The organism is Aliirhizobium wenxiniae, assembly GCF_014201355.1.
Taxonomy (GTDB): domain Bacteria; phylum Pseudomonadota; class Alphaproteobacteria; order Rhizobiales; family Rhizobiaceae; genus Neorhizobium; species Neorhizobium wenxiniae.
Genome location: NZ_JACHEG010000002.1, coordinates 1,496,375 through 1,522,060, shown reverse-complemented (window position 1 = coordinate 1,522,060; position 25,686 = coordinate 1,496,375). Strand labels below are relative to the sequence as shown.

Annotated in this window: 26 protein-coding genes; 17 read left to right on the top strand and 9 right to left on the bottom strand. The window is 60.2% G+C overall.

The features are described from left to right. Nucleotides 1-229: 229 nt before the first annotated feature. From HNQ72_RS15320 to HNQ72_RS15290, 7 genes are all read left to right on the top strand, one after another. Nucleotides 230-1,960 carry a hypothetical protein gene (locus HNQ72_RS15320; RefSeq protein ID WP_183993012.1) on the top strand — a complete coding sequence of 577 codons (1,731 nt, stop codon included), beginning with the start codon at nt 230-232 and terminating at the stop codon, nt 1,958-1,960. 191 nt (nt 1,961-2,151) lie between these two features. Further along, a complete protein-coding gene (gene rbfA, locus HNQ72_RS15315; protein ID WP_148146266.1) occupies nt 2,152-2,559 on the top strand; it encodes a 30S ribosome-binding factor RbfA in 408 nt (135 codons plus the stop codon). A gap of 17 nt (nt 2,560-2,576) precedes the next feature. After that, entirely contained in the window at nt 2,577-3,506 is a 930-nt protein-coding gene (gene truB, locus HNQ72_RS15310) for a tRNA pseudouridine(55) synthase TruB (RefSeq protein ID WP_183993011.1), read from the top strand. Nucleotides 3,507-3,822: 316 nt separating this feature from the next. Then, nucleotides 3,823-4,092 carry a 30S ribosomal protein S15 gene (gene rpsO / locus HNQ72_RS15305; RefSeq protein ID WP_112459048.1) on the top strand — a complete coding sequence of 90 codons (270 nt, stop codon included), beginning with the start codon at nt 3,823-3,825 and terminating at the stop codon, nt 4,090-4,092. Nucleotides 4,093-4,390: 298 nt separating this feature from the next. After that, nucleotides 4,391-6,526 carry a polyribonucleotide nucleotidyltransferase gene (gene pnp, locus HNQ72_RS15300; protein ID WP_148146264.1) on the top strand — a complete coding sequence of 712 codons (2,136 nt, stop codon included), beginning with the start codon at nt 4,391-4,393 and terminating at the stop codon, nt 6,524-6,526. A gap of 97 nt (nt 6,527-6,623) precedes the next feature. After that, complete coding sequence (locus HNQ72_RS15295; RefSeq protein WP_183993010.1) at nt 6,624-7,631, top strand: class I SAM-dependent methyltransferase; 1,008 nt, start codon at nt 6,624-6,626, stop codon at nt 7,629-7,631. A gap of 95 nt (nt 7,632-7,726) precedes the next feature. After that, a complete protein-coding gene (locus tag HNQ72_RS15290) occupies nt 7,727-8,377 on the top strand; it encodes a tetratricopeptide repeat protein (RefSeq protein ID WP_183993009.1) in 651 nt (216 codons plus the stop codon). A gap of 22 nt (nt 8,378-8,399) precedes the next feature. Here HNQ72_RS15290 and fabI read toward each other — a convergent pair whose 3' ends face one another. Genes fabI through fabA form a run of 3 tightly spaced genes read right to left on the bottom strand, consistent with a single transcriptional unit; the run spans nt 8,400 to nt 10,995 of the window. Continuing rightward, nucleotides 8,400-9,206, bottom strand: a complete 807-nt coding sequence (gene fabI, locus HNQ72_RS15285) for an enoyl-ACP reductase FabI (RefSeq protein ID WP_183993008.1) — start codon at nt 9,204-9,206, stop codon at nt 8,400-8,402. Nucleotides 9,207-9,210: 4 nt separating this feature from the next. Beyond that, a complete protein-coding gene (gene fabB, locus HNQ72_RS15280) occupies nt 9,211-10,434 on the bottom strand; it encodes a beta-ketoacyl-ACP synthase I (RefSeq protein WP_112506941.1) in 1,224 nt (407 codons plus the stop codon). Between the two features lie 45 nt (nt 10,435-10,479). Next, complete coding sequence (gene fabA / locus HNQ72_RS15275) at nt 10,480-10,995, bottom strand: 3-hydroxyacyl-[acyl-carrier-protein] dehydratase FabA (protein WP_148146260.1); 516 nt, start codon at nt 10,993-10,995, stop codon at nt 10,480-10,482. A gap of 291 nt (nt 10,996-11,286) precedes the next feature. Between fabA and irrA the strand changes: the two genes are divergently transcribed. Then, complete coding sequence (gene irrA / locus HNQ72_RS15270; RefSeq protein WP_148146259.1) at nt 11,287-11,703, top strand: iron response transcriptional regulator IrrA; 417 nt, start codon at nt 11,287-11,289, stop codon at nt 11,701-11,703. 61 nt (nt 11,704-11,764) lie between these two features. Here the strand turns inward: irrA and HNQ72_RS15265 are convergent, their stop codons facing one another. Further along, entirely contained in the window at nt 11,765-12,424 is a 660-nt protein-coding gene (locus tag HNQ72_RS15265) for a trimeric intracellular cation channel family protein (protein WP_148146258.1), read from the bottom strand. A 170-nt stretch (nt 12,425-12,594) separates the two neighbouring features. Here HNQ72_RS15265 and HNQ72_RS15260 point away from each other — a divergent pair, with 170 nt between their 5' ends. Continuing rightward, on the top strand, nt 12,595-13,023 hold the full coding sequence (locus HNQ72_RS15260; RefSeq protein ID WP_183993162.1) for a hypothetical protein: 429 nt from the start codon (nt 12,595-12,597) through the stop codon (nt 13,021-13,023). Here HNQ72_RS15260 and HNQ72_RS15255 read toward each other — a convergent pair whose 3' ends face one another. From HNQ72_RS15255 to HNQ72_RS15235, 5 genes are all read right to left on the bottom strand, one after another. Continuing rightward, the gene (locus tag HNQ72_RS15255) at nt 13,024-13,812 is read right to left on the bottom strand and encodes a YdcF family protein (RefSeq protein ID WP_183993007.1); all 789 of its coding nucleotides are present in this window, start codon (nt 13,810-13,812) and stop codon (nt 13,024-13,026) included. Nucleotides 13,813-13,842: 30 nt separating this feature from the next. Beyond that, on the bottom strand, nt 13,843-14,559 hold the full coding sequence (locus HNQ72_RS15250; protein WP_183993006.1) for a YoaK family protein: 717 nt from the start codon (nt 14,557-14,559) through the stop codon (nt 13,843-13,845). 105 nt (nt 14,560-14,664) lie between these two features. Next, the gene (locus tag HNQ72_RS15245; RefSeq protein WP_183993005.1) at nt 14,665-15,873 is read right to left on the bottom strand and encodes a TIGR03862 family flavoprotein; all 1,209 of its coding nucleotides are present in this window, start codon (nt 15,871-15,873) and stop codon (nt 14,665-14,667) included. A 12-nt stretch (nt 15,874-15,885) separates the two neighbouring features. Further along, nucleotides 15,886-16,785, bottom strand: coding sequence for a DMT family transporter (locus HNQ72_RS15240; protein ID WP_183993004.1), 900 nt, complete (start codon nt 16,783-16,785; stop codon nt 15,886-15,888). A 126-nt stretch (nt 16,786-16,911) separates the two neighbouring features. Next, nucleotides 16,912-17,736, bottom strand: a complete 825-nt coding sequence (locus HNQ72_RS15235; protein ID WP_183993003.1) for an alpha/beta hydrolase — start codon at nt 17,734-17,736, stop codon at nt 16,912-16,914. Nucleotides 17,737-17,943: 207 nt separating this feature from the next. Between HNQ72_RS15235 and HNQ72_RS15230 the strand changes: the two genes are divergently transcribed. The 8 genes from HNQ72_RS15230 to HNQ72_RS15195 all read left to right on the top strand — a co-directional run bounded on the left by HNQ72_RS15230 (nt 17,944) and on the right by HNQ72_RS15195 (nt 25,679). Continuing rightward, nucleotides 17,944-19,569 (top strand): AMP-binding protein, encoded by a 1,626-nt coding sequence (locus tag HNQ72_RS15230; protein ID WP_183993002.1) that lies wholly within the window; start codon nt 17,944-17,946, stop codon nt 19,567-19,569. 127 nt (nt 19,570-19,696) lie between these two features. Then, entirely contained in the window at nt 19,697-20,833 is a 1,137-nt protein-coding gene (locus HNQ72_RS15225) for an ABC transporter substrate-binding protein (protein WP_183993001.1), read from the top strand. A gap of 9 nt (nt 20,834-20,842) precedes the next feature. Beyond that, nucleotides 20,843-21,766: a branched-chain amino acid ABC transporter permease gene (locus tag HNQ72_RS15220; protein WP_183993000.1), complete on the top strand. Its 924-nt coding sequence runs from the start codon at nt 20,843-20,845 to the stop codon at nt 21,764-21,766. 9 nt (nt 21,767-21,775) lie between these two features. Continuing rightward, the gene (locus tag HNQ72_RS15215; protein WP_183992999.1) at nt 21,776-22,750 is read left to right on the top strand and encodes a branched-chain amino acid ABC transporter permease; all 975 of its coding nucleotides are present in this window, start codon (nt 21,776-21,778) and stop codon (nt 22,748-22,750) included. Beyond that, a complete protein-coding gene (locus HNQ72_RS15210) occupies nt 22,743-23,492 on the top strand; it encodes an ABC transporter ATP-binding protein (RefSeq protein WP_183992998.1) in 750 nt (249 codons plus the stop codon). The genes HNQ72_RS15215 and HNQ72_RS15210 overlap by 8 nt, the downstream gene beginning before the upstream one ends. Beyond that, nucleotides 23,489-24,175, top strand: a complete 687-nt coding sequence (locus HNQ72_RS15205; RefSeq protein ID WP_210319621.1) for an ABC transporter ATP-binding protein — start codon at nt 23,489-23,491, stop codon at nt 24,173-24,175. The genes HNQ72_RS15210 and HNQ72_RS15205 overlap by 4 nt, the downstream gene beginning before the upstream one ends. Further along, nucleotides 24,172-24,684 (top strand): MarR family winged helix-turn-helix transcriptional regulator, encoded by a 513-nt coding sequence (locus tag HNQ72_RS15200; protein ID WP_183992996.1) that lies wholly within the window; start codon nt 24,172-24,174, stop codon nt 24,682-24,684. The genes HNQ72_RS15205 and HNQ72_RS15200 overlap by 4 nt, the downstream gene beginning before the upstream one ends. A 62-nt stretch (nt 24,685-24,746) precedes the next feature. After that, complete coding sequence (locus HNQ72_RS15195) at nt 24,747-25,679, top strand: glutaminase (RefSeq protein WP_183992995.1); 933 nt, start codon at nt 24,747-24,749, stop codon at nt 25,677-25,679. The last annotated feature ends 7 nt before the right edge of the window (nt 25,680-25,686 follow it).

Genomic DNA, 25,686 nt, shown 5'->3' with positions numbered 1-25,686 from the left:
GTCACAATTCGCGTTTAGCTAATGTTCATATCTTCCGAAAATTAACCACGAGCACTGAAACCAACTGGGTGTTTTGACCCGGTTAACTGTCGCCGGGGCAGATTGCTGAGCATGTGAGGACAACCCGTGCCCGGCTTTCGCTGCTGGCGGAGAGTTGTCCCATAATGAACAGGGCAAATCGTTGCCGATAAGGGTGAAAAACCCCGGCAGAACGTGAAGGGTGGCCGAAGTGGCAGTTGCGGCAGTTTTGGTGAACAGGGCGGAGCCTTATGAAGGCTCGGGCTCGGTTTCTGGTCTTGTTGAGCGAATGGAGACCGCGAGATCCCGTATTGAAGAGCGCTTTCTCGACGGGGGCGCAGCACTTCTTTCCGTTCTCGACGTTCTCAACAAGCTGATCGGATCGCTCGACCAGATTACCGGATCGCTCGACGAGGAAACGGCCAATGCCACCATGGCCGAATTGCAACAGACTGTCGGCCGGCTTTCCGAACTCAGCGCAATCGAAACCGCGCGTCAGGCCGGTTTTGTCGATATTTCCGGGGCCGAACGCAATCTGCGGCCGCATGTGGCGGATATGCAGGAAACCATGCGCTATCTGCGCACCTTTGCAGTGACAGCCAAGATAACCGGCGCAGGCATTCCTGATTTCGCAGGCTTCGCTGAAGAAATTCTCGAACGCATCCAGACCGGGACAAGGCAGGTGAACGAGTTCGGCGACAAGTTGAAGTCGCTCGGTTCGGGCCTGGGTTCGGTCATGGAGCGCGGCGCAGCAACGGTTGAGCGTTATGAAGCGACCATTCCGGGCATCGTGACCGGTCTTTCGACCGGTGGCGCCGAGATCAGCGCTCAGCAGAAGGTATTGGTCGAGCGCGCCGCTCGCGTGCGCCAGATCGCGGCCGGCATTCAGGGCAAGCTTGCCTCCGTTCTATCTGCCATGCAGATCGGCGATATCACCCGCCAGCGCATCGAACATTGCCAGAGCACCTTGACGCTTCTCGACGGTTACCTTGAAACTGAAGCCGGAATGCTGATGGCAGCCGACCGGACAAACCTGTCGTCGATCATCACCAATCTTGTCGCTCTGCAGCTCAGCCAGTCAATCGACGATTTCGATCGTGATACGATGAAGATCGTCGAGACGGTGGCAAGCTTCCGTTCCGATCTCGGGGAGATTGATGGTCTGCGCCGGATGATGACCGAAGGTGGCGGCGATAACGCGATGCGCCGGCTTGAAGCCAATGTCGGCGTAGCGCGCGAGGCGGTCCAGGAAATCGAGGCCGTGGCGATGGAGGCAGGCGAACTCAGCCGCTCGACCGGAACCACAGTTCGCGAGCTGATCGATGGTGTCGGCCTGCTGCAACTGGTACGCACCGACATTCATTATATGGCGCTGAACACCAATCTGCGCTGCGGCAAGATCGGCGAACACGGCAAGGCACTTAATGTCGTTACTGCTGAACTGCGCAATTTTGCGGCGCAGCTGGACGAAACGGCAGAGAGGGTGCTGGCCGAACTGAAGACCCTGGAAACGGCTTCCGACAAACTGAATATCGGTCATGAAGGCGATAGCCAGGAACTGCTGGACGATCGGTTGGCAAGGGCAATGCAGAGCATCCGCGAGGTCGGCGATCGGATGGATGCAGAAATGGATGGTCTGAGCGAGCAGAGCGGCGTCGCCATCGATCAGATGGAACACTCCCTGTCGCGCCTCGATTTCAAGGCCGAACTCGGCGAAGTGCTGCGCAACTGCGCCGACGAGATTTCGATGGTCGAGGCGGCCGAACTCTCCGCCGACCTGGAACCGGTACTGGCCGATCTCGGCGCCCGCATCGGCAAGCTTTACACCATGGTTTCCGAACGTGAACTGCATGCAGCTGTTCTGGGCACCGCGCCTCCTGTTGAAACGGCCGTTGTTGCGGCTGTCATGAGCGATGACGATATCGACGACGCCCTGTTCTGATGAGGCCTGATCTCGTCATCCGTCTCTGAGAGACACAGCCTGCGTCCCGCGGTGGCGGGGCGCGATTTATCGGCGCCTGCGCCTTGACCTTTGGCCGGCTCTGGGTCATTTGACGCCCTTGATTGAAAAGGCGCCCAAGGGTCTCACCCTGGCGGGACGAACCCCGGCGGCGTTAGCAAAGAGAACAAGACATGGCAAAGGCTACATCTTCGGCGCCGTCCCAGCGCATGCTTCGCGTTGGCGAACAGGTTCGCGCCGCCATCACCCAGGTCCTGCAGCGCGGCGAAGTGCGCGACGACCTGCTCGAAAAGACCGTTATCTCCGTATCGGAAGTGCGCATGTCGCCCGATCTGAAGATCGCGACCGCCTATGTGACGCCGCTCGGTCTTCCCGACCATGAGGCCGTGATTGCAGCGTTGAACCGCAACGCGAAATTCATTCGCGGCCGGCTCGGCGGCCAGCTTAGGCAGATGAAATACATGCCGGAAGTCCGCTTCCGCGACGATACCAGCTTCGACAACTACAAGAAGATCGACGAGCTGCTGCGTTCGCCCGAGGTCCAGCGGGATCTTGGTGCGACAGACGAAGACAAAGAATAATCTACTAAAGAGAACGCATGTCCAAACCACGCAAACCCAAGGGCCGGGCGGTTTCCGGCTGGCTTATCCTCGACAAGCCGGTGGACTTCGGTTCGACCGAAGCCGTGTCCAAGATCAAGTGGCTGCTCAACGCCCAGAAGGCCGGCCACGCCGGCACGCTCGACCCGCTTGCCTCCGGCATGCTGCCGATCGCATTGGGCGATGCGACGAAAACCGTGCCTTACGTCATGGACGGTCGCAAGATCTACGAATTCACCGTGACCTGGGGAGAGGAACGCTCGACCGACGATCTGGAAGGCGAGGTGACGGCTTCCTCCGACACGCGCCCGGCCGAACAGGCGATCCGCGATCTGTTGCCGAACTATACCGGCGTCATTCAACAGATCCCGCCGCAGTTTTCGGCAATCAAGATCGCCGGCGAGCGCGCCTATGATCTCGCCCGTGACGGCGAAACCGTCGAAATCCCGTCCCGCGAAGTCGAAATATTCCGTCTGACGCTGCTCGGTGTCGGTGAGAACGAGGCGCATTTCGAGGTCGAATGCGGCAAGGGCACCTATGTTCGTTCGCTCGCCCGCGATTTCGGCCGCGAACTCGGCTGCTACGGTCATATCTCCAATCTGCGCCGCACCTTCGTCGCGCCCTTCGGCGAGGACAAGATGGTGCCGCTTGCCGATCTGGTTGCGCTGGAAGAGATCGAGGACCGCGACGAGCGGCTTGCCGCTCTCGACGCCTATCTGATCGATACCGCCGAGGCGCTCTCCTCGTTGCCGCATCTGCCGGTGACCGAAGAGCAGGCCCACCGCATCAAGATGGGCAACCCGATCATTTTGCGCGGCCGCGATGTTCCGGTCGAAGAGCCGGAAGCCTATGCCACCGTGCGTGGCAAGCTGATCGCCATCGGCGAGATTGGCCAGGGCGAGTTCCGCCCGAAGCGCGTCTTTGGGTAGAATTTAGCGTTGGCGGCTGCCCCTCATCCGGCTGCCGCCGCCTTCTCCCCGCAAGCGGGGTGAAGGGACTTGCCGCAGTCTCCGTTCTCCTCGCCCCGTTTACGGGGGGAGGGTGCGCCGAGCGAAGCGGAGCCGGGGAGGGGGGCTTGCGCGCATGCAGGCCCATGCTCCGCCTATCTCACACCTCTTTCCTTTTGCCCGGAATTCGTCTATAGGCCCCGCAAGCTCTCGGTCTCCGAGGCTTTTCACGGCCAAGGCTGGACGACATCCCGGCCTTTGGCGACCCTATTTCCTCTTCAATGTAAAGGATCAGACGATGTCGATCACTGCAGAACGTAAGGCCGAACTCATCAAGGAATACGCAACCGTCGAAGGCGACACCGGTTCGCCGGAAGTCCAGGTTGCTATCCTCACCGAGCGGATCAACAATCTGACGGAACACTTCAAGGGCCACAAGAAGGACAACCACTCCCGTCGTGGCCTTCTGACCATGGTTTCGAGCCGTCGTTCGCTTCTTGACTACCTCAAGAAGAAGGACGAAGCCCGTTACACCAAGCTGATCACCAGCCTGGGCGTGCGCCGCTAACAAGTTCTCGGCGGGCTCTTCATCCGAAGGGTCCGCCGGATCTCTATTTCGGCACCTTTCGGGTGCCAGACTGAGGCGGACCCGGATGGGCCGGTTTCGCCACCAAAACCAGACCTGTCATGGGGCAGGATTGCCGGATGCTTTTGGCCGGAGCCGCAAAACGGCTTCGGTCAATCTGAAAAGCTTCTCGTTGTCTTGCCCGTGATGTGTCGCAATGACTGCGGTGGAATGTGTTGCCGCCTCTTCGCTTTGAGAAAAGCCGGGGCGAGACGCCGTTTCCCGCGTTGAAGGACAATATATGTTCAATACCCACTCCGTCGAAATCGAATGGGCCGGCCGTACGCTGAAGCTGGAAACGGGCAAGATCGCCCGTCAGGCTGACGGCGCGGTTCTCGCCACCTACGGCGAAACCGTCGTTCTCGCCACCGTCGTTTCGGCCAAGGCGCCGAAGCCGGGCCAGGACTTCTTCCCGCTGACCGTCAACTACCAGGAAAAGACCTACGCCGCCGGCAAGATCCCGGGTGGCTACTTCAAGCGCGAAGGTCGTCCGTCGGAAAACGAAACGCTGGTTTCGCGCCTGATCGACCGTCCGATCCGCCCGCTCTTCCCGGAAGGCTACAAGAACGATACCCAGGTCGTCGTCACCGTCGTCCAGCATGACCTCGAGAACAACCCGGACATCCTGTCCATGGTTGCCACGTCTGCGGCTCTTACCCTGTCCGGCGTTCCCTTCATGGGCCCGGTCGGCGGCGCACGCGTCGGCTACATCAACGGCGAATACGTCCTGAACCCGCATCTCGACGAGATGGAAGAATCGGTTCTCGACCTCGTTGTTGCCGGTACCCAGGACGCCGTCCTGATGGTTGAATCCGAAGCCAAGGAACTGAACGAAGACGTCATGCTCGGCGCCGTCATGTTCGGCCACAAGGGTTTCCAGCCGGTTATCGACGCGATCATCAAGCTCGCTGAAGTGGCTGCCAAGGAACCGCGCGACTTCCAGCCGGAAGACTATTCCGAACTCGAAGCCGAAATGCTGAAGCATTTCGAAGCCGAACTGCGCGAAGGCTACAAGATCACCCAGAAGGCTGATCGTTACGCTGCCGTCGACGCCGTCAAGGCTAAGGTCAAGGCTCACTTCTTCCCGGAAGGCGTTGAGCCGAAATACACGGCCGAAGTCATCGGCTCTGTCTTCAAGCACCTGCAGGCGAAGATCGTTCGTTGGAACATTCTCGACACCAAGAGCCGTATCGACGGTCGTGACCTCGTCACCGTCCGCCCGATCGTCTCGGAAGTCGGCCTCCTGCCGCGCACCCACGGTTCGGCTCTGTTCACCCGTGGCGAAACGCAGGCGATCGTTGTCGCCACGCTCGGCACCGGCGAAGACGAACAGTATGTCGATAGCCTCACGGGCATGTACAAGGAGCGCTTCCTGCTCCATTATAACTTCCCGCCCTATTCCGTTGGTGAAACCGGCCGCATGGGTTCCCCGGGCCGCCGCGAAATCGGTCACGGCAAGCTCGCATGGCGCGCTATCCGTCCGATGCTTCCTTCGGCAGAACAGTTCCCCTACACCCTGCGCGTCGTCTCCGAGATCACCGAGTCCAACGGCTCGTCCTCGATGGCAACCGTTTGCGGCACCTCGCTCGCTCTGATGGATGCAGGCGTTCCGCTCGCAAAGCCGGTTGCCGGTATCGCCATGGGCCTGATCCTCGAAGGTGACCGTTTCGCGGTTCTCTCCGACATCCTCGGTGACGAAGACCACCTCGGCGACATGGACTTCAAGGTTGCAGGTACTGCCGACGGCATCACCTCGCTGCAGATGGACATCAAGATCGCCGGCATCACCGAAGAGATCATGAAGGTCGCTCTTGCCCAGGCACAGGGCGGTCGTACCCACATCCTCGGCGAAATGTCGAATGCGATCTCCGAAGGCCGTTCGCAGCTCGGCGAATTCGCACCGCGCATCGAAGTGATGAACATCCCGGTCGACAAGATCCGTGAAGTCATCGGTTCGGGCGGCAAGGTCATCCGCGAAATCGTCGAAAAGACCGGCGCCAAGATCAACATTGAAGACGACGGCACCGTGAAGATCGCATCTTCCTCGGGCAAGGAAATCGAAGCGGCCCGCAAGTGGATCCACTCGATCGTTGCCGAGCCGGAAGTCGGCGTGATCTACGAAGGCACCGTTGTGAAGACCGCCGATTTCGGCGCCTTCGTCAACTTCTTCGGCGCCCGCGACGGTCTGGTCCACATCTCGCAGCTCGCTTCCGAGCGCGTTGCCAAGACCTCTGACGTCGTCAAGGAAGGCGACAAGGTCTGGGTCAAGCTGATGGGCTTCGACGAGCGCGGCAAGGTTCGCCTGTCGATGAAGGTCGTAGACCAGGCCACCGGCGAGGAAATCAAGAAGGCCGACGGCGACGCTGCCGCCGAATAAGCTTTCAGCCGATTGAAATCAGGGGCGCGGAAGTTTCTTCTTCCGCGCCTTTTCTTTATTCATAGATACGAAACACGATCCGCTAAGGTCCGAACCCATGAGCCGCGACGCCCTGAAAACCCTCTTCCATCCCTTCGTTACCGATGCCGTGCCCATGCCCGGCGAAGGCGAGCGGGTGATCTTTCTCGGCGCCGAGGCCGGCAATGCGAGGCCGGAAGGCTTTGACGCGGAAATCACCTCCGTGCAACCGTTCCGTCCGCTCTTCCGCTCCTTGCGCGAAAACGCCTTTCCGGAAGCCGAGGGCGAGGATTATGACGGCGCGCTGGTTCTGTGCGGCAAACATCGCGGTGACAACGAGAACCGCATCGCCGAGGCTTTGGCCCGCGTCAAGGTCGGTGGCCTGATCGTGGTTGCCGGCGGCAAGGAAGACGGCATCCAGCCGATCCGCACCATGCTCTTGAAGCTCGGCATCATTCTCGATTACGCGCCGAAATATCACGGCGTCGCCATCTGGTTCGCACGGCCGGAAGATGCAAGCGATGCAATCAAGGCACTGAAGAAGACCGCTGTGACGGTCGAGGGACGCTTCCAGGCTGCTCCGGGCATGTTCAGCCATGATCGCATCGATGCGGGCTCCGAACTGCTCGCAGGCCGTTTCCCGACCGATTTCGACGGCAATGTCGCCGACTTCGGCGCAGGCTGGGGTTATCTCTCGGTGATGCTGGCTGAAAAGTCTCCACGGGTGAACCGCATCGACCTGTTCGAGGCTGATTACCGGGCGCTAGAATTCGCCAAGCAGAACCTGGCGCATAACTGCCCGGATCTGCAGGCACGTTTCTTCTGGCAGGATCTCGGAGCCGAGCCGCCGAAGGAAAAATACGATCTCGTCATCATGAACCCGCCCTTCCACGAGGCGCAGGCCGCCGATCCGGAACTGGGCAGGACGATGATCCGCACGGCTGCAGCTGCACTCAAGCAGGGCGGTCGCCTGATGATGGTCGCCAATCGCGGCCTGCCCTACGAGCCGGTCCTTGCTGAAGCCTTCCGTGAATACGGCGAAACCTGCCGTAACTCCAAGTTCAAGGTTATGTGGGGCAAGAAGTAAGCGCCTCCGACTAGCAGGGCCCGCCTTATATTCATCGCTTGCCTGAAGTCACGCTTGCAAACTAGAGTTGCACGGGGTGGCGTTAGGGCAGGCGAATGAGACGGCTGATCTTGATCTTCGCAGCATGGCTGGCCGCAGCGAATGTGGCCTTTGCCGATTCAGCCCGTATCACATGGGAATGGTATAACGCCGCCGAGGTCCATCAGGGACGCAAGGTGGCAAGCCCGACCGATCAGAAGCTTGCGGCTCATTATTTCAGGCTTGCCGCAGACAAGGGCAATATCGCGGCTGCCTACAAGCTCGGTGAGATCTACGAGAACGGCCAGGGGCTCGCTCCAGACCCTGTTCAGGCTTTCTCATGGTACATGAAGGCGGCGGCCGGGAACGACAAGCATGGCCAGCTCAAGGTCGGCTGGTGTTACCAGAAGGGGATCGCTGTCACGGCTGATCCATCGATCGCCGCCATCTGGTATCGCGTCGCGGCCGAGAACGGCAATATCTGGGGTTATCACATGCTGGCCTTCATGCTCGCGGATGGTGAGGGCATGAAGAAGGATGTCGGGCTGGCAAGGCGCTATCTCGAGCTCAGCCTGCCGAAGACAAACGACCACTGGGCGAAATGGAAGCTGGCCCAGCTGATCGAAGCTGTCGACCCAAAGAGGGCGAAATCGTTGCTGAAAGAGGCCTCAGAGGCTGGGAACGCCCAAGCCGCTGAGGAGCTCAAACGGATTGATCCCAAGCACTAGAATACGACGCGGGACGCTGTTGTTACTCGGCGTCGGCTCGGCGCAACTTGTCGAGTGTCGGCAGCGAGGTGATGCTGTAGCCGGCATCGACGTAATGCACTTCGCCGGTTACGCCGCGCGAGAGATCGGAGAGGAGATAGAGCGCGGAGCCGCCGATATCCTCGATCGTGGCGGTGCGGCGCAAGGGCGCGTTTTCCCGGTTCCAGGAATAGATCGCCCGCGCATCGGAAATGCCGGCGCCGGCAAGCGTGCGTACGGGGCCGGCAGAGATCGTGTTGACGCGGATGTCACGCGGGCCGTAGTCGGCCGCCAGATAGCGCACGGAGGCTTCGAGAGCCGCTTTGGCAACGCCCATCACGTTGTAGTTAGGAATGACGCGCTGCGAGCCGTTATAGGTCAGCGTCAGCAGCGAGCCGCCATTGGGCATCAGCTCGACAGCTCGCTTGGCAATCTCGGTGAAGGAAAAGCAGGAGATCACCATGGTGCGCGAAAAGTTTTCGCGCGTGGTGTCGGCGTAGAGGCCCTTCAGCTCGTTCTTGTCGGAAAAGCCGATCGCATGAACGAGGAAATCGAAGGAGCCCCAGCGCTCCTTGATCGCCGCAAAGGTTGCGTCGACCGATGTGATATCTTCAACGTCGCAGGGAATGACGAAATCGGAGCCGATTTCCGTCGCAAGCGGCTTTACCCGCTTGCCCAATGCCTCGCCCTGATAGGTGAAGGCAAGTTCCGCGCCTTGGGCTGAAAGGGCTTTCGCGATGCCCCAGGCGATGGAATGGTTGTTCGCGACCCCCATGATGAGGCCGCGCTTCCCCTGCATGATACCCGTCATGGGTTTATCCGTTGTAGCGCTGGAAGACGAGCGTTGCGTTGGTGCCGCCGAAACCGAACGAGTTCGACAGAACCGTATCGATCTTGGCATTGTCGATACGCTTGCGCACGATCGGCACGCCATCGAATTCAGGATCGAGGTTCTGGATATGAGCGCTTTCGCCGATGAAGCCGGCCTGCATCATCAGCAGGCCGTAGATCGATTCCTGCACGCCGGCTGCACCCAGCGAATGGCCGGTCAGCGACTTGGTCGACTGGATATGCGGGATCTTGTCCTTGAAGACTTCACGGATCGCGCCGATTTCCTTCGAGTCACCGACAGGCGTCGAGGTGCCGTGGGTGTTGATGTAGTCGACTTCACCCTTCACCGTGGAAAGTGCCTGACGCATGCAGCGGATGGCACCTTCGCCCGACGGAGCGACCATGTCGTAACCGTCCGAGGTTGCGCCGTAACCGGTGATTTCGGCATAGATCTTGGCGCCGCGAGCCTTGGCATGTTCCAGTTCTTCGAGAACCAGAACGCCTGCACCGCCGGCGATGACGAAACCGTCGCGATCGGCGTCATAGGCGCGCGAGGCATTGGCTGCGTTGTCGTTATACTTCGAAGACATGGCGCCCATGGCGTCGAACAGGTTCGACATGGTCCAGTCGAGATCTTCGTGGCCGCCGGCGAACATGATGTCCTGCTTGCCCCACTGGATCATCTCAGCGGCATTGCCGATGCAATGCGCCGAAGTCGAGCAGGCCGACGAGATCGAGTAGTTGACGCCGTGGATCTTGAACCAGGTGGCAAGCGTTGCCGATGCCGTGGACGACATTGCCTTCGGCACCGCAAACGGGCCGATGCGCTTCGGGCTGTTGTTCTTGATCGTGATATCGGCGGCTTCGATCAGCGTCCGGGTGGAAGGACCGCCCGAACCCATGATGATGCCGGCACGCTCGTTTTCGGCGTAGTCCTTTTCTTCCAGGCCGCTGTCTGCCAACGCCTGCTTCATCGCAACGTGGTTCCAGGCGCCGCCCTGAGAGAGGAAGCGCATGGCGCGGCGGTCAACGAGGTCCGTCGTGTCGATATTCGGCTTTCCCCAGACCTGGCACTTGAAGCCGTGCTCGGCGAAATCGGGAGAAAAAGAGATGCCGGATTTCGCAGCCCTCAAGGATTCGGTGACTTCGCCTGCGTCGTTACCGATCGAGGACACGATACCGAGGCCCGTGACAACTACCCGTCTCATTTGCTGTAACCCTTGTTGTTTCCGTCAGTTGGCCTTGAGTTTGCCTCAGGCCGTCTTGTCCTTGGACAGGCCGACGCGAAGGTCGGTTGCCTGATAGATAGTTTCTCCATCGGCCTTCAGCCAGCCGTCAGCGGTGCCGAGCACGAGCCGGCCCTTCATGACGCGCTTGAAGTCGATGCCGAATTCGAGAAGCTTCGTGGTCGGGCGGATCATGCCCTTGAACTTCACCTCGCCGGTCGAAAGCGCCATGCCGCGGCCTTCTTCGCCCAGCCAGCCGAGGAAGAAACCGGTCAGCTGCCACATGCCGTCAAGGCCGAGGCAGCCCGGCATGATCGGGTTGCCTTCGAAATGGCAGGGGAAGTACCAGTCATCCGGCTTCACGTCGTATTCCGCGCGAATATAGCCCTTGTCGAAGGCGCCGCCGGTTTCGGAAATATCGGTGATACGGTGGACCATCAGCATCGGCGGCAGCGGCAATTGCGCGTTACCCGGCCCGAAGAGCTCACCATGTGCGCAGGCGAGAATTTCTTCGTAATTGAAGCTGGATTGTCTGGTCGTCATCGAATTCCGCATCCCCTATGATCGCTAGGTCAGGCGGGCCAGGCCCTGTTTCAGGCACAGCCATGATTGAAGCGTTGAACATTCCGGGTCCGGGATATTGGGCCTTGGAACATCATTTTGTCACGTCCGCATATAGGAACCGGAGCGTGCAAACCAGAGGGACGGGCATAAAATCCGAATATTTGCGGCATTGCGTGCGCATCCGACGCGGGAAACTGTTGAAACTCAAGCCGCCAAAAGTTATATCCGAAACTCGAGAAGTATCGCGAGTTGCAGGAGCTCCAGATCAGAATGGCAGAAGCCATACCCGAAATCGAAGTGAAGTTGCGCCATCATGGCCTGCGGCCGACACGGCAGCGCGTGGCGCTGGGCGATCTTCTTTTTGCCAAGGGTGACCGCCACCTGACGGTCGAGGAACTGCACGAAGAAGCGATCATCGCAGGCGTGCCGGTCTCATTGGCAACCGTCTACAACACGCTTCACCAGTTTACCGAAGCCGGCCTGATCCGCGTTCTCGCCGTCGAGGGCGCCAAGACCTATTTCGACACCAACACGTCGGATCACCATCACTTCTTTATCGAAGGCCGCAACGAGGTCATGGACCTTCCCGTCGGCAATCTGGAGATCGGCAATCTGCCGGAACCTCCGGAAGGCATGGAGATCGCCCATGTGGACGTCGTCATCCGCCTGCGTGAAAAGCGCTCCTGACGCTTGAAGACATTCCGACAAAACCGGGCACCGGTTTTGCTGAAATTTCGTTGAAGCCGCTTTAGCGGCGCTTCTTTCTTTTGCTTGACTTCAGAGCTTCCTCGGGAGGCCTGCCTGGTCGCGACATATAGCGCGGCAGGGTCCAGCCGTAATGGAGCGCGCCGCCGCGTAGCGCGAAGGAAATTACCACACCGCAGCCGGCGCTGACGAAAAGCGGCTGGCCCATTGCGTGTACGGCCGTAAAGGTTGCGGCTCCGGCAAGCGCGGACGTGATGTAGATTTCCGGACGCAACAGCACCGAAGGCTCGTTTGCCAGAACGTCGCGCAACACGCCGCCCAGGGTCGCGGTCATCACGCCGGTAACGATCGCAATCGTTGGCGATCCGGTTGCGGCCATGCCCTTGGCAGCGCCGAGCACGCAGTAGGCGGCAAGGCCAATCGCATCGAGCCATAAAAGCAGCTTGTAACGCGATTCCACGTAATAGGCGGTGAAATAGACGAAGGCGCCGGTGGCGACGCAGATCAGAATGTAGATCGGATCGATGACCCAGAACACCGGGCGACCGAGGATCAGATCACGCACGGTTCCTCCACCCGATCCGGTCACAGCGGCAAAGAACAGGAAGCCGATGAGATCAAGCTCCTTGCGCGAGGCGGCAAGCGCGCCTGTTGCAGCAAATACCGCCACGCCCATATAATCGAGTATCATCAGCAGCGGCATGTCATTCTCCAGCGTCGCGCAAGTGCCTGAGCCTAAGTGTTGAGGACATTAGCTCGTGACCTGCATATACGTAACTCGTGCTGCAGCGTCATAGACAGATCAATTTGCCTGTGGTGAACGCCGTGAATAAGCATTTTGTCGCGATAATCCAAGCCATCGCCCTTTTGGTGATGATGCCCGTGATGGCATTGGCCCAGCAACAGCTGCTGCAGGATCCGGAAATGTTCGAAAAGGGCTTCTTTCGGAAAAGCTGCAAGACGGTCGATTTCGGTCCGAATTTCGTCAAGCGCTTCGATATCAACAACGACAATATTACCGATGTCGTCATCGACCACAGCGCGCTCACCTGTGACGGTGTTCGCGGCCCGAAATGCAATCAGGACGGCTGCCCGCAGAATTTCTATGTCCAGGCCAAGGAGGGCGGCTATATCATGATCGCCACCGCTCAGGTCTATGGCTACGATTTCGTCCAGTATTTCGGCAACATGGTCTTCATGTTCAAAATGCATCCGCGCTTTTGCGAACGCACCGATGCGGTGCCTTGCGAAATGCGTGTCCGTGTTCGCGGAACGAAATTCGTCACGATCTCCAAGAAATAGCTATCTCGGGAAGAACGAGCTGATCCGGCCCGTCAGGTAATAGGCGGCAAGGCTCATCCATTCGCGTACGGCAGTGGTGGTGATCTGGGCGTTGAGCGCCGGCTGGGTGAAATCCAGGCCGGGCGTGACCACGCCGCTCGTTCGATAGTCGACCGGCCAGGGCGTGACGGTGATGCCGACCTTGGCGAACAGGCCGACGGAACGTGGCATGTGGAAGGCCGAGGTGATCAACAGGCAGTTCTTGAGCCCCTGCGCTTTCAGAAGTTCGGCCGTGTTGAGGCTGTTCTCGTAGGTCGTGCGCGAGGTGTTTTCCTTGATCAACCGGTCGCTAGAAATGCCGAAGGCCGAGAAGAAACGTTCCGCCGTCTGCGCCTCGCCCTCGAAAGTGCCGCTGATCGACCCGTCGCCGCCCGAAACCAGAATGCGCGCCTCAGGATGGTTGCGGGCAAGCCGCAGGGCTTCGACGAAACGGTCGGCCGACTGGTTGAGCTCCATGCCGCCCCGCGCCGTATTGATCTCGTTGTCGAAGGCACCGCCAAGGATTATCATGCACGAGACCTCGGCAGGATCCTCTGCCGGTCTTTCAAACCGCGCTTCCAGTACCTGCAATGCGACCACACCCATTGTCGTGAACAGCGTGATGAAGAGCGTCAGCGCTGAAAGGAAAGCCGAAAGGCCGGAAAGCCTGCGCCAGCCGATGACAGCAAGCACAGCCGCTAGCGTGGCAAGCAGGAAGGCGATGGAGAGCGGTTGGGCGAAAACCCAGAACAACTTGGAAAGAAGAAACATTGAGGCTCGCGAATTCGATTCGCGGGCAGTCTACAGCGCGTCGCGGCGGCGGTGAACGATCGGCTGCTGGAAATGCAGGTGAAGCGGACGTGGCAACGCCCTTGTGGCGAGCGCAACGACGATGGTCAGCATGGCGACGACGGACAGTGCATCCTTGCCCATATAATGAGTGGTAAAGGCTCCGGTCACGGCTCCGGCCGCCATTCCGGTCCATGGTACCGTCTGGATCAGCCAGCCGCGCGGATTGCGATCGCCGATCATCCATCGCCCGATGCCGCGACCGAAGCGGGACAATGCCCCGGTGATATAGGTCAGTCCGATCGGCAGGCCTTCGATCTGTTCAACTGTCGCGTTAATCAGCCCCATGGAAAGCACGACGAGGTAGAATTGCGCCCGTAGATAATCCGCAGGTAAGGTCGAGGCTACTGCGAGCAGGATTGCCACGGTCGAAAGCACCACAAAGGCGCGCCGCGCCGAGACGCGGTGGGCAAGCACGATACCCAGCGCATTGCCAAGAATGAAAACCCATATCGCGCCGAACAGGGTCAAGGCATGACCATAGTCACCATCGACAAAGGATATCGCCGCGCGCGTCGTGTTGCCGCTCATGAACGAGACGAAGTCACCGGAAAGGATGAGACCGATCGCGTCCGTCATGCCGGCAATGAAGGAGACTGCGGCGACAAGCGCCAAACCGGTTGTGGTCCGCCGTTTGCGGATGATGTGTCGACGTCTCTGGCGTGTCATTTGACGAACGTGGTTGGGGTGGCTTGTCGCGCAATCTGCCGCAAAACGGCTTCATGGCATTGATCCAAGACAATAGCGGCAGAAAGGGCCGCAGTCCTGTCCAAACTAACTGTCCGACAGCCAGTTCTGGATACCGCGTGCCGCCGCGCGCCCGGTCGCAAAGCAGGCGGTCAGAAGATATCCGCCCGTTGGCGCTTCCCAGTCGATCATTTCACCGGCTGCGAACAATCCGGGACGAGATTTCAGCATGTAGCGCTCGTCGATGTCGCTCCACGCGATGCCACCGGCCGACGAGATGGCCTCGGCGATCGGGCGGGGGCGCAAAACCGGGATCGGCAGGGTCTTGATCAGATCGGCAAGTTGTTCCGCAGGCATCCGGTTTGCGCCTTTAGACAGTTCGCGGAGAAGCGCGGCCTTTACGCCATCCAGCCCGGCACCCTTGCGCAACCGGTTGGAAAAGCTTGCCTTGGCATCCTGTCTTGCCAGATCGCGGGCAAGGCGTTCCTGTGTTCGACCCGGCATCAGGTCGACGGTAATGGCAGCTTTGCCGTCGCGGAAAAGCCGGTCGCGCAGCGCAGCCGAATGGGCGTAGACGAGGCTACCTTCGATACCGTGTTTCGAAATGACGAATTCGCCGGGATAGCTGCCGGCATCGGATGTCGTCGACACGGATTTCAACGGCGCGCCGGAAAAACGCTCGACGAAGATATCGCTCCAGGCGACGTCGAAACCGCAATTGGCGGGTTGCAGATCGTGAACGGTTACGCCCTGATCCTTCAGCCACGGCACCCAGGCGGCATCCGAACCAAGCCGCGGCCAGCTTGCGCCCCCGAGCGCCAGAAGCGTAGCGTCGGGCTGGATGGTGATCTCGCCGTCGGGTGTCTCTAACCGAAATCCGTCGCCGTCGAAACCGATCCAGCGATGCCGGGTCTTGAGTGTCACGCCCTGCGCTTCCAGCCGCTTCAGCCATGCGCGCAGCAGCGGAGAGGCTTTCATCACGTTAGGAAAAACCCGGCCGGACGTGCCGACGAATGTTTCGGTGCCGAGTTCCGCTGCCCATCGGCGCACATCATCCGGGGTAAATGCATCGAGCGCCGGGCGCAGGCGAGGGGAAGCATTGCCGAAACGCTCCGCAAAACGGGCGAAATCCTCCGAATGGGTGATGTTCAGGCCGGATTTGCCGGCAAGCAGGAATTTACGCGCCAATGTCGGCATCGCGTCATAGACGGTCACGGAAAGACCTTCCGCGGAAAGCAGTTCTGTCGCCGCAAGCCCGGCCGGGCCGCCGCCGATGATTGCGATTGTCTTTGTCATGCGCTCAGTCAGTCAGAGACTTTGTTGTGATGCGGCGGGAAGTGGCCCGCGACTGCGTCGAAATTCGACGAAGATGTGCCCGAAGAGAGCGGCAAGCACAATGGGGCCGCCGATCAACGTTGCCTGCGGCGGTATTTCGGCCATGAACATCCACACCCAAAGCGGCGTAAGCGGTACTTCCAGCGCAATGATGAGGCTGGCATCCGCGGCCGGAATGCGCCTTGCACCAAAGGTATAGAGAATGAGACCGAGTGCATTCTGCATGATGCCGAACAGGAAGATCAGCGTCATGTCCTGCCCGGTTGCGGTGCCGGGGCTGGCGAAGAAGAAGGTGACGGCCGAGCAGAGATAGGCCGAAAATGCCATGGCAGGCAGCATCGGCACGTCACGATGCTGGCGCATGATGACGGCGAGTGCGGCGACCGTGAGCGTCATGATCCCCGCCAGTCCCTTGCCAAGCATGGATCCGCCGCCGCCCGCATCGGTCAGCATGATGGCGACACCGGCAAAGGCGACACTGCTGGCGATCAGGGTCGAGCGGCTGGCCTTTTCGCCGATCACCAGGAAGGCGATCCCGGCCGTGACGAAGGGCACGGTCGCATAGATCACCATCGCATCGGCAACAGAGGTGTAGTAGATCGAGCCGAGGCCGGAAATCATGCTGCCGGCGGAAAACAGGGTGGCAAGGATCGTCGGCCAGCGGATCGCCTTCAGGATCGGCCAGGCGCGGCCGCGTTCCAGATAGAAGAAGAAAAGCAGCGTTGCCGTGCCCGACACCAGACCGCGCAGAAAGATGATCGTCGGCAGGTCGGTCGAGATCGCCCGCATGAATAGTCCCGACAGCGACCAGGCCAGCGCCGACAGGCCGACATAGATCACCCCCAGGCGATACTGGCTGTCTTCGCTGGACATCGTTGCGACCCCGACAAGAATGAAGAAAGCCGGGACGTTAATCCCGGCTTCGAACCGCCACAAGCACTGCTTGCGCATTCCCATGCCGCAAACGCATCAGCCGTTGCCGAGGGGGGCGCAGCTGCGTCAGGTAAGCAGCGCTTCCGTCAGTGGATGATGCGGATCGGCAAGTCCGTCGAGAATGTTGAAATGGTGGCGATCCGGTTCCTCGACGCAATCCGTCTCGGCACCCAGTCCCTTCCAGATATTGGCGAGCAGGGCGTTCTGGCGCAGGAATTCCGAGCGCTCGGAGGCGCCGACCCAGCAGGTGAGTCGGGTGCGATTGAGCGGTTCGAGCAAAGCAGGGCTTTCGAGATAGGCTTCCTCGATGTCGATCTGCTGCATCTTGTTCATCTGCGTGTCGATCAGCGGCCGCAGGTCGTGGACGCCCGAGATCGACACGACATTGACGATCCGCTTGCGGATTTCCTCCGGTAATGGAGACGAGGCGCTGACCATGCGGGTGACGAGATGCCCGCCGGCCGAATGCCCGGTCAGCCGGATCGGACCGGATACGATTTCCGCAGCGGCCTCGATGGCTTTTCCGATTTCCTGGGTAATCTCCGAAATCCGGTTTTCCGGTGCCAGCGTGTAGCTCGGCATGGCGACCGCATAACCGGTTTCCACCGCGCCATGGGCCAGATGCGAGAAATAGCCGTTGTCGAGCCTGATCCAGAAACCGCCATGGACAAAGACGACGAGGCCGATCGGATCGCCGGCCGGCAGGAACAGGTCGAAGCGATTGCGCGGTTTGTCGGCATAGGTCAGGCCCAGTTTCGCCCGACCGGTTTCGACCATGCGATCACGATAGGTCTTGGCCGGTTCTGCCCATGCATCCGGCCAGCGCTCGCCCTGCGGAATGTTTATCCCGTTGGCGTAGGCGTCGTCCCAGTCGATGATCTTATGGCGCATGCGGCTCTCCTTAACCTGTTCCTTTGCTTCAGACATACCGCATTGGAAGCCTCTGACCAGTCCTTTCATCGGAAAGAATGTCGTGAAAACAGGCGCTTCCGAAAAATATTACAAACTTAAAATTTCTCTCTTGCCAGTCCAGAAACTCGGTGCAATTCTGAACAAAAGGCAAAAAGCCGCATCGATAAGAATAATGGGAACGTGATTATGCTGGGACCGTCAGGCCATCAGGATACCTATGCCCGCGATAACCTTCCGCCCTTCGAAGAATGGCCGGAAATAAGGCTCGATGGCTTCGAATACCCCGAATGGATGAATGCCGGCGTCGAGCTGACCGACCGTATGGTCGAGCGTGGTTTCGGCGACCATACGGCGCTGATCGGCAATGGCCGGCAGCGCACCTACAAGGAACTGACGGACTGGACGAACCGCATCGCCCGGGCGCTGACCGAGGATTATGGGGTAAAGCCCGGTAACCGCATTTTGATCCGCTCGGCCAACAATCCGGCCATGGTCGCCTGCTGGCTGGCCGCGACCAAGGCCGGTGCCGTCGTCGTCAACACCATGCCGATGCTGCGTTCAGGTGAACTCGCCAAGATCATCGACAAGGCGGAAGTGACACTGGCGCTATGCGACACGCGGCTGATGGACGAACTGGTCGCCGCCGCCAAGGAAAGCGATTTCCTGACCCAGGTCATAGGTTTCGACGGCACCGCAAATCACGATGCCGAACTGGATCGTGCAGCCCTCAACAAGCCGGTGAAATTCGAGGCGGTGAAGACGGGGCGCGACGACGTGGCGCTGCTCGGATTTACATCGGGATCGACCGGCGTGCCCAAGGCGACGATGCATTTCCATCGCGATATCCTGATCATCGCCGATGCCTATGCCAAGGAAGTTCTCGGCGTCCGGTCGGACGATGTTTTCGTCGGTTCGCCACCGCTTGCCTTCACCTTCGGGCTTGGTGGTCTTGCTGTTTTCCCGCTGCGTTTCGGCGCGAGCGCGGCGCTTCTCGAAAACGCATCGCCGCCGAAGCTGATCGAGATCATCGAGACGCATAAGGCGACCATCTGTTTCACCGCACCCACCGCCTATCGCGCCATGCTTTCGGCAATGGATGGTGGCGCGGATCTGTCTTCGCTCCGGATCGCAGTCTCTGCCGGCGAAACATTGCCGGGGCCTGTCTTCGACGAGTGGATGAGAAAGACCGGCACGCCGATCCTCGACGGCATTGGCGGCACGGAAATGCTGCATATCTTCATCTCCAACCGCCTGAACGATTTCAGGGCATCCAGCACCGGCAAGCCGCTGATGGGCTATCAGGCCAAGGTGGTGGATGACGAGCTCAACGAAGTGCCGCGCGGCACGCCCGGTCATCTCGTAGTCAGAGGCCCGATCGGTTGCCGTTATCTCGCCGACGATCGCCAGAAAAACTTCGTCCGTGGCGGCTGGAATGTCACCGGCGACACCTTCGTGCAGGATGCGGACGGCTATTTCCACTTCGCCGCCCGCTCCGACGACATGATTGTTTCCGGTGGCTACAACATTGCCGGCCCGGAAGTGGAGGCGGCGCTTCTGAAGCATGAGGCGGTGCAGGAATGCGCGGTGATCGGTGTGCCGGACGATATTCGCGGCATGGTCGTCGAGGCGCATGTCGTGCTGGTGCCGGGTTCCGACCCATGCGACGCCATGGCGAAGCTTCTGCAGGAACATGTGAAGACGGTGATCGCGCCCTACAAATATCCGCGCTCGGTCGTCTTCACCGACACGCTTCCGAAGACCGAATCCGGCAAGATCCAGCGCTTCCGATTAAAGCAGGCTCTTTCGGCGTAAATTGCGCTCCCACCGGCGAAATCGTCTTGGTCAACGGTGGAAGTTTCTGTGTGAATGTGGAAGGTAACGGTTCCGCCACGGTGAACTCGCCGGGCGACAGGGGAACGACAAAAAGGGGAGTACCGCAATGAAGACAATGCTGGCAGCCGCCACGATGGCGCTCAGCCTCGGTGCATCGGGTCTGGTTATGGCCGAGCCGCTCAAGATCGGCATGATCACCACGCTTTCGGGCGGCGGTGCAGGCCTCGGCGTCGACACCCGCGACGGTTTCATGCTGGCGATCAAGCAGTCCGGCAACAAGGATATCACCGTCGTCACTGAGGACGACGCGCAGAAGCCGGAACTTGCCGTCCAGATCGCCGACAAGATGATCCAGAGCGACAATGTCGACGTGTTGACCGGCATCGTCTGGTCGAACCTTTTGATGGCCGTGGTGCCGGGCGCGGTGGCGCAGGGCAAGTTCTATGTTTCGACAAACGCGGCGCCCGCCGCACTGGCCGGCCAGGGCTGCAACAAGCTCTATTTCAACGCCGCCTATCAGAACGACAATCTTCACGAGGCGATGGGCGAATACGCCAACAAAACCAACAAGAAGATGTTCATCCTCGCCCCGAACTATCCGGCCGGCAAGGATTCGCTCACCGGCTTCAAGCGTTATTACAAGGGCGAGCTGGCCGGTGAAGTCTATACCAAGGTCGGTCAGACGGATTACGCTGCCGAAATCGCCCAGATGCGCGCATCCGGTGCCGATGGCATCTTCGTCTTCCTGCCGGGCGGCATGGGCATCGCCTTCATGAAGCAGTTCGCACAGTCGGGCGTAAAGATCCCGGTCATGGGCCCCGGCTTCTCCTTCAGCCAGGACGTTCTGCCGGCCATCGGTGATGCGGCATTGGGCGCAAAGGCTTCCGGCCAGTGGGCGCCCGATTTCGATACCGAAGTCAGCAAGAAGTTCACGGCCGACTTCCAGAAAGAATATAACCGCCTTCCGTCCATCTATGCCGTTCAGGCCTATGATGCGGCGCAGCTGATTGTGTCGGCTGCCGGAAAAGCAAGCGTCAAGGATGCAGATGCATTCCGCAACGAGCTGCTGAAAGCCGACATCCAGTCGCCGCGTGGAAACTTCAAGTTCAACACCAACCAGCATCCGATCCAGGACATCTACCTGACGGAAGTGGTGAAGAAGGACGGCGTTCTGACCAACAAGACGGTCGAAAAGATCTTCACCGATCACGGTGATGCCTATGCCAAAGACTGCAAGATCTAAGGCATAGATGTGACCATCGCACTTGCTCTCGAGCAGTTGCTGAACGGCATCCAGCTCGGCGTCATGTTGTTTCTCATGGCAGCCGGGCTGACGCTGATCTTCGGCGTCATGGGCCTGATCAACCTCGCTCACGGTTCACTCTACATGGTCGGCGCTTTTGCCTGCGCCACCGTCGCCGCCTGGACCGGTTCGTTCTGGCTCGGCCTGATCGCCAGTCTCGCCTGCGCGGCCGCGGCCGGCGCCATCGTCGAGCTTGCCGTTATCCGCAGGCTTTATGACCGTGATCATCTCGATCAGGTGCTCGCCACTTTTGCGCTTATCCTCATCTTTTCCGAAGGCACCCGCTGGCTCTTCGGAGATTTCCCGCTCTATCTCGATATTCCGCCACTGCTTCAGGGCATCGTCAATTTGCCGGGTGACGCGAGTTATCCCGTCTACCGGCTGGCGATCATTGCCGTCGGCGCGCTGATCGCGCTCGGCCTTTATCTCTTGATCGGCAAGACCCGTCTCGGCATGCGCATCCGCGCCGGCGAAAGCGACCGCGAGATGATCGGCGCGCTCGGCGTCGATATCCGCACGCTCTATACGCTGGTCTTTGCGCTCGGTTCGGCGCTTGCAGGCCTTGCCGGTGCGCTTGTCGGCGCTTTGCAATCGGTGCAGGTAGGCATGGGCGAACCGGTTCTGATCCTCGCCTTCGTTGTCATCGTCATCGGCGGCATCGGGTCGATCAAGGGAGCACTTTACGGTGCGCTACTGGTCGGCGTGACCGATACGCTCGGGCGTTTTCTTTTGCCGCAGCTTCTGGCGCTGTTCGTCGATCCGTCCCAAGCGGGCATGATCGGCGGGGCCATGGCCTCGATGCTGATCTATGTCGTCATGGCCGTCATTCTGGCCGTCAAGCCGCGCGGGCTTTTCCCGCCGGCGCATGCGTGAGGGCAAACAATGCTGACACGCGAAAATACCGTCAATCTTGTGCTTGCCCTTCTGCTGCTGGTCGCTCCGCTGGCTGCCAATGCATTCGGCCAGCCTTTCTATGTCACGCTCGCCACCCGCATCGCCATCCTGGCGTTGGCGGCGCTTGGCCTTAATCTGGCGCTCGGTCTCGGTGGCCTCGTCTCTTTCGGCCACGCCGCTTTCTTTGGTATCGGCGGTTATGCGGCGGGCATTCTGTCCAGCCATGCGCTTTCCTATGAGCCGATGATCTTCGGTCTGCCCGGCACGGTGCAGATGCCGGTAATCTGGATAGTCGCGGTGGTCGCCTCGGGTCTGGTGGCACTGGCGATCGGCGCGATCAGCCTGCGGACCTCCGGCGTCTACTTCATCATGATCACGCTCGCCTTCGCCCAGATGGTCTATTATTTCGCCATCTCCTGGCCGGCCTATGGCGGCGAAGACGGGTTGTCGATCATGGTCCGCAACCAGTTTCCCGGCGCAAATACGATGAAGCCGCTGAGCTTCTTCCTCGTCTGTTATCTCGTGCTTTTGGCCGGCATCGGACTATTCGCCCTGATCCGCGCCTCGCGTTTCGGCGCGGCCCTCCAGGCGGCAAGGCAGAACGAGACGCGTGTCGCGACCGTCGGCATCCATCCCTATCGCATCCGCCTGACCGGCTTCGTCATTTCGGCGATGATCACGGCGCTTGCCGGTGCGCTTTATGCCGATCTCAACCGCTTCGTCAGCCCGTCCATGCTCTCCTGGCACATGTCGGGCGAACTGATCGTGCTGATCATTCTCGGCGGCACCGGAAGGCTGTTCGGCCCGCTGGCGGGGGCAGCCCTTTATGTCGCCTTCGAATTTGCGCTCGGTGGACTGACGGAACGCTGGCAGTTCTTCCTCGGCCTCATCCTTCTTGGTGTCGTGCTGTTCGCACGCGGTGGCTTGCTCGGTCTGCTGGCCGGAAAGGCGAAACATGGTTGAGCCGGTCCTCCAGATAAACAATCTCACCAAATCGTTCGGCGCCCTGAGAGCAACGGATGGCGTTTCGATCGATCTTCGTCCGGGTGAAATTCATGCGCTGATCGGCCCGAACGGTGCCGGCAAGTCGACGCTGATCCACCAGATCTGCGGCACGGTGAGGCCCGATAGCGGCACGATCCGTTTTGCCGGCGAGGATATAGGTGCGTTGAATACCGCGCAGCGCGCGCAGAAAGGCCTCGGCCGGACGTTTCAGGTCTCGTCGCTGGCGCCGGAGTTTTCGGCGCTGAGGAATGTCATGCTGGCCGTGCAGGCCAAGCAGGGTTCGAGCTTCGGTTTCTTCAGGCCGGTGATGCGGGATCGCTCGCTTGTCGATCCGGCAATGGCGATCCTCGAACGGGTAGGTCTCGCCGACCGCGCGCGCCTGCCGGCGGCCGAGCTTTCCCATGGCGAACGCCGCCAGCTGGAAATCGCCATGGCGCTTGCATTGCAGTCGAAGGCGTTTCTGCTCGACGAGCCGATGGCGGGCATGGGGCCTGAAGGTTCGAAAAAGCTGACCGGCTTTCTCGATGCGCTGCGTCGCGAAGCCCCGATCCTGCTGGTCGAACACGATATGGATGCGGTCTTTGCGCTGGCCGACCGGATTTCGGTTCTCGTCTACGGCAAGGTCATCGCCACCGGGACAGTGGATGAAATCCGCAGCAATCCGACGGTGCGCACCGCCTATCTGGGGGATCACGCCTGATGCTTTTGGATGTTCAGGACATCACCACCTATTACGGCGCAAGCCAGGCGCTGTTCGGCGTCGATCTGAAAATGGCGGAAGGCGAGGTCGTGGCGCTGATGGGCCGCAATGGCATGGGCAAGTCGACGACGATCAAGTCGATCTGCAATCTCCTGGCCCCGAAGACCGGCCGCATCACCTTCGGCGGTAAAGCCACCGAGCGGATGGCACCTTACAAGGTGGCGCGGCTTGGCGTCGGACTGGTACCGGAAGGCCGTCGCTGTTTTCCCAATCTCTCCGTCCATGAAAATCTCGTCGCGGCCGCAAGGCCCGGCGAATGGACACTGGAAAAGGTCAATGCGCTGTTTCCGCGGCTGGAAGAGCGGCATGCGCAGATGGCAAAATCGCTCTCGGGCGGGGAGCAGCAGATGCTGGCGATCGGCCGTGCGCTGATGACCAATCCGCGCCTGCTTATTCTCGACGAGGCGACGGAGGGGCTCGCCCCGGTCATCCGGCAGGATATCTGGCGGGCGATCCGCCAGTTGAAGGTGGAAGGCCTGTCCATTCTCGTGGTGGACAAGACGCTTTCCGAGCTTTTGCCGGTTGCGGACCGTTGCGTCATCCTCGAAAACGGGCGAAGCGTCTGGCAGGGATTAAGCGGCGAAGTATCAGCCGACGTCCAGGATCGCTATCTCGGAGTATGACAATGGAAGCGGCAAGCGCGGATCTCGAGCTTATCGTTCACGATGCCCACGGCAACAACAAGCCGGAGACGCGGCTGTGGCTGCGCATGCTCTCGACCACCAAGCTGATCACCAACGAGATCCGCCGCCGCCTGCGCGCCGAATTCGGCGCCACGCTGCCGCAATTCGACCTTCTGGCGCAGCTTTATCGCGAGCGGGAAGGCCTGCGGCTTGGCGAGCTGTCGAAACGTACAATGGTGACCAACGGCAATGTCACCGGGCTGGTCGAAAGGCTGGAGGCGGATGGTTATGTCGAGCGTGTCACACCGCATGCCGATCGCCGTGTGACCGTCGCAAGGCTGACGCCATCTGGCGTCGAGTTTTTCACCGGCATGGCGGCGGCGCACGAACGCTGGCTCAAGGACATCATGGCCGATGTCGATCCGGACATGGTCTCTTCGCTTTGGAGTGAAATCGGCGCGGTCAAGGTATCCGCCAGCAATCACCTTTCCGGCAGCGCCGACGAATAGGGGCTTTTCATCGGCCCCGAAAACACTCTAGGTGTTTGTCGACCATTGTTCCCGGAGCCGCAATGACAGACGACCTGCAGGCCATCGTTGAAGACATCCATGTGAAGCTGCAGGAGCGGCTTGGCGAAGGCAAGGTAGCCGACTACATCCCCCAGCTTGCCCATATCGATCCGAAGAAATTCGGCATCGCGGTCGTCACTGTCGATGGCAAGGTTCATAGCGCCGGGGATTGCAACGAGCCGTTTTCGATCCAGAGCGTCTCGAAAGTTTTCACCCTGACACTGGCGCTCGGCAAGCACGGCGAGACGACCTGGAACCGCGTTGGCCGCGAGCCGTCCGGTTCTGCCTTCAACTCCATCGTCCAGCTGGAGCAGGAGGAAGGCAAGCCGCGCAATCCCTTCATCAATGCCGGTGCTATTGCCGTCAGCGATCTCGTGCTGGCCGGTCACACGCCGCGCGAGGCGATCGGCGAAATCCTGCGCTTTGTCCGTTATCTGGCGGATGACGAGGAGATTGCCATCGATCCGGCCGTGGCGAAGTCGGAAGAGGCGACCGGATACCGCAATTTCGCGCTCGCCAATTTCATGCGCTCCTTCGGCAAGCTTACCCATCCGGTGGAACATGTGCTCGGCGTCTATTTCCACCATTGCGCCATCGCCATGACCTGCACCCAGCTTGCCAAAGCGGGCCTTTTTCTGGCGGCCAATGGCCGGAACCCGATGACGGGGCACACGGTCGTCTCAAGGCAGAGGGCGCGGCGCATCAATGCACTGATGCTGACCTGCGGCCATTATGACGGGTCGGGCGAATTTGCCTATCGCGTCGGCCTGCCTGGCAAGAGCGGTGTCGGCGGCGGCATCATGGCGGTTGCGCCGGGCCGTGCCTCGATCGCCGTCTGGTCGCCGGGGCTCAATCACAACGGCAATTCGCTGGTCGGGTCGCTGGCGCTCGAAATGCTGGCGGATCGGACAGGCTGGTCGGTATTCGGCCACTGACACTTCA

Coding starts and splice junctions, on each gene's coding strand:
- rbfA (WP_148146266.1), top strand. CDS start 2,152: ATGGCAAAGGCTACATCTTCGGCGCCGTCCCAGCGCATGCTTCGCGTT.
- truB (WP_183993011.1), top strand. CDS start 2,577: ATGTCCAAACCACGCAAACCCAAGGGCCGGGCGGTTTCCGGCTGGCTT.
- rpsO (WP_112459048.1), top strand. CDS start 3,823: ATGTCGATCACTGCAGAACGTAAGGCCGAACTCATCAAGGAATACGCA.
- pnp (WP_148146264.1), top strand. CDS start 4,391: ATGTTCAATACCCACTCCGTCGAAATCGAATGGGCCGGCCGTACGCTG.
- HNQ72_RS15295 (WP_183993010.1), top strand. CDS start 6,624: ATGAGCCGCGACGCCCTGAAAACCCTCTTCCATCCCTTCGTTACCGAT.
- HNQ72_RS15290 (WP_183993009.1), top strand. CDS start 7,727: ATGAGACGGCTGATCTTGATCTTCGCAGCATGGCTGGCCGCAGCGAAT.
- fabI (WP_183993008.1), bottom strand. CDS start 9,206: ATGACGGGTATCATGCAGGGGAAGCGCGGCCTCATCATGGGGGTCGCG.
- fabB (WP_112506941.1), bottom strand. CDS start 10,434: ATGAGACGGGTAGTTGTCACGGGCCTCGGTATCGTGTCCTCGATCGGT.
- fabA (WP_148146260.1), bottom strand. CDS start 10,995: ATGACGACCAGACAATCCAGCTTCAATTACGAAGAAATTCTCGCCTGC.
- irrA (WP_148146259.1), top strand. CDS start 11,287: ATGGCAGAAGCCATACCCGAAATCGAAGTGAAGTTGCGCCATCATGGC.
- HNQ72_RS15265 (WP_148146258.1), bottom strand. CDS start 12,424: ATGCCGCTGCTGATGATACTCGATTATATGGGCGTGGCGGTATTTGCT.
- HNQ72_RS15260 (WP_183993162.1), top strand. CDS start 12,595: ATGATGCCCGTGATGGCATTGGCCCAGCAACAGCTGCTGCAGGATCCG.
- HNQ72_RS15255 (WP_183993007.1), bottom strand. CDS start 13,812: ATGTTTCTTCTTTCCAAGTTGTTCTGGGTTTTCGCCCAACCGCTCTCC.
- HNQ72_RS15250 (WP_183993006.1), bottom strand. CDS start 14,559: ATGACACGCCAGAGACGTCGACACATCATCCGCAAACGGCGGACCACA.
- HNQ72_RS15245 (WP_183993005.1), bottom strand. CDS start 15,873: ATGACAAAGACAATCGCAATCATCGGCGGCGGCCCGGCCGGGCTTGCG.
- HNQ72_RS15240 (WP_183993004.1), bottom strand. CDS start 16,785: ATGTCCAGCGAAGACAGCCAGTATCGCCTGGGGGTGATCTATGTCGGC.
- HNQ72_RS15235 (WP_183993003.1), bottom strand. CDS start 17,736: ATGCGCCATAAGATCATCGACTGGGACGACGCCTACGCCAACGGGATA.
- HNQ72_RS15230 (WP_183993002.1), top strand. CDS start 17,944: ATGCTGGGACCGTCAGGCCATCAGGATACCTATGCCCGCGATAACCTT.
- HNQ72_RS15225 (WP_183993001.1), top strand. CDS start 19,697: ATGAAGACAATGCTGGCAGCCGCCACGATGGCGCTCAGCCTCGGTGCA.
- HNQ72_RS15215 (WP_183992999.1), top strand. CDS start 21,776: ATGCTGACACGCGAAAATACCGTCAATCTTGTGCTTGCCCTTCTGCTG.
- HNQ72_RS15210 (WP_183992998.1), top strand. CDS start 22,743: ATGGTTGAGCCGGTCCTCCAGATAAACAATCTCACCAAATCGTTCGGC.
- HNQ72_RS15200 (WP_183992996.1), top strand. CDS start 24,172: ATGACAATGGAAGCGGCAAGCGCGGATCTCGAGCTTATCGTTCACGAT.
- HNQ72_RS15195 (WP_183992995.1), top strand. CDS start 24,747: ATGACAGACGACCTGCAGGCCATCGTTGAAGACATCCATGTGAAGCTG.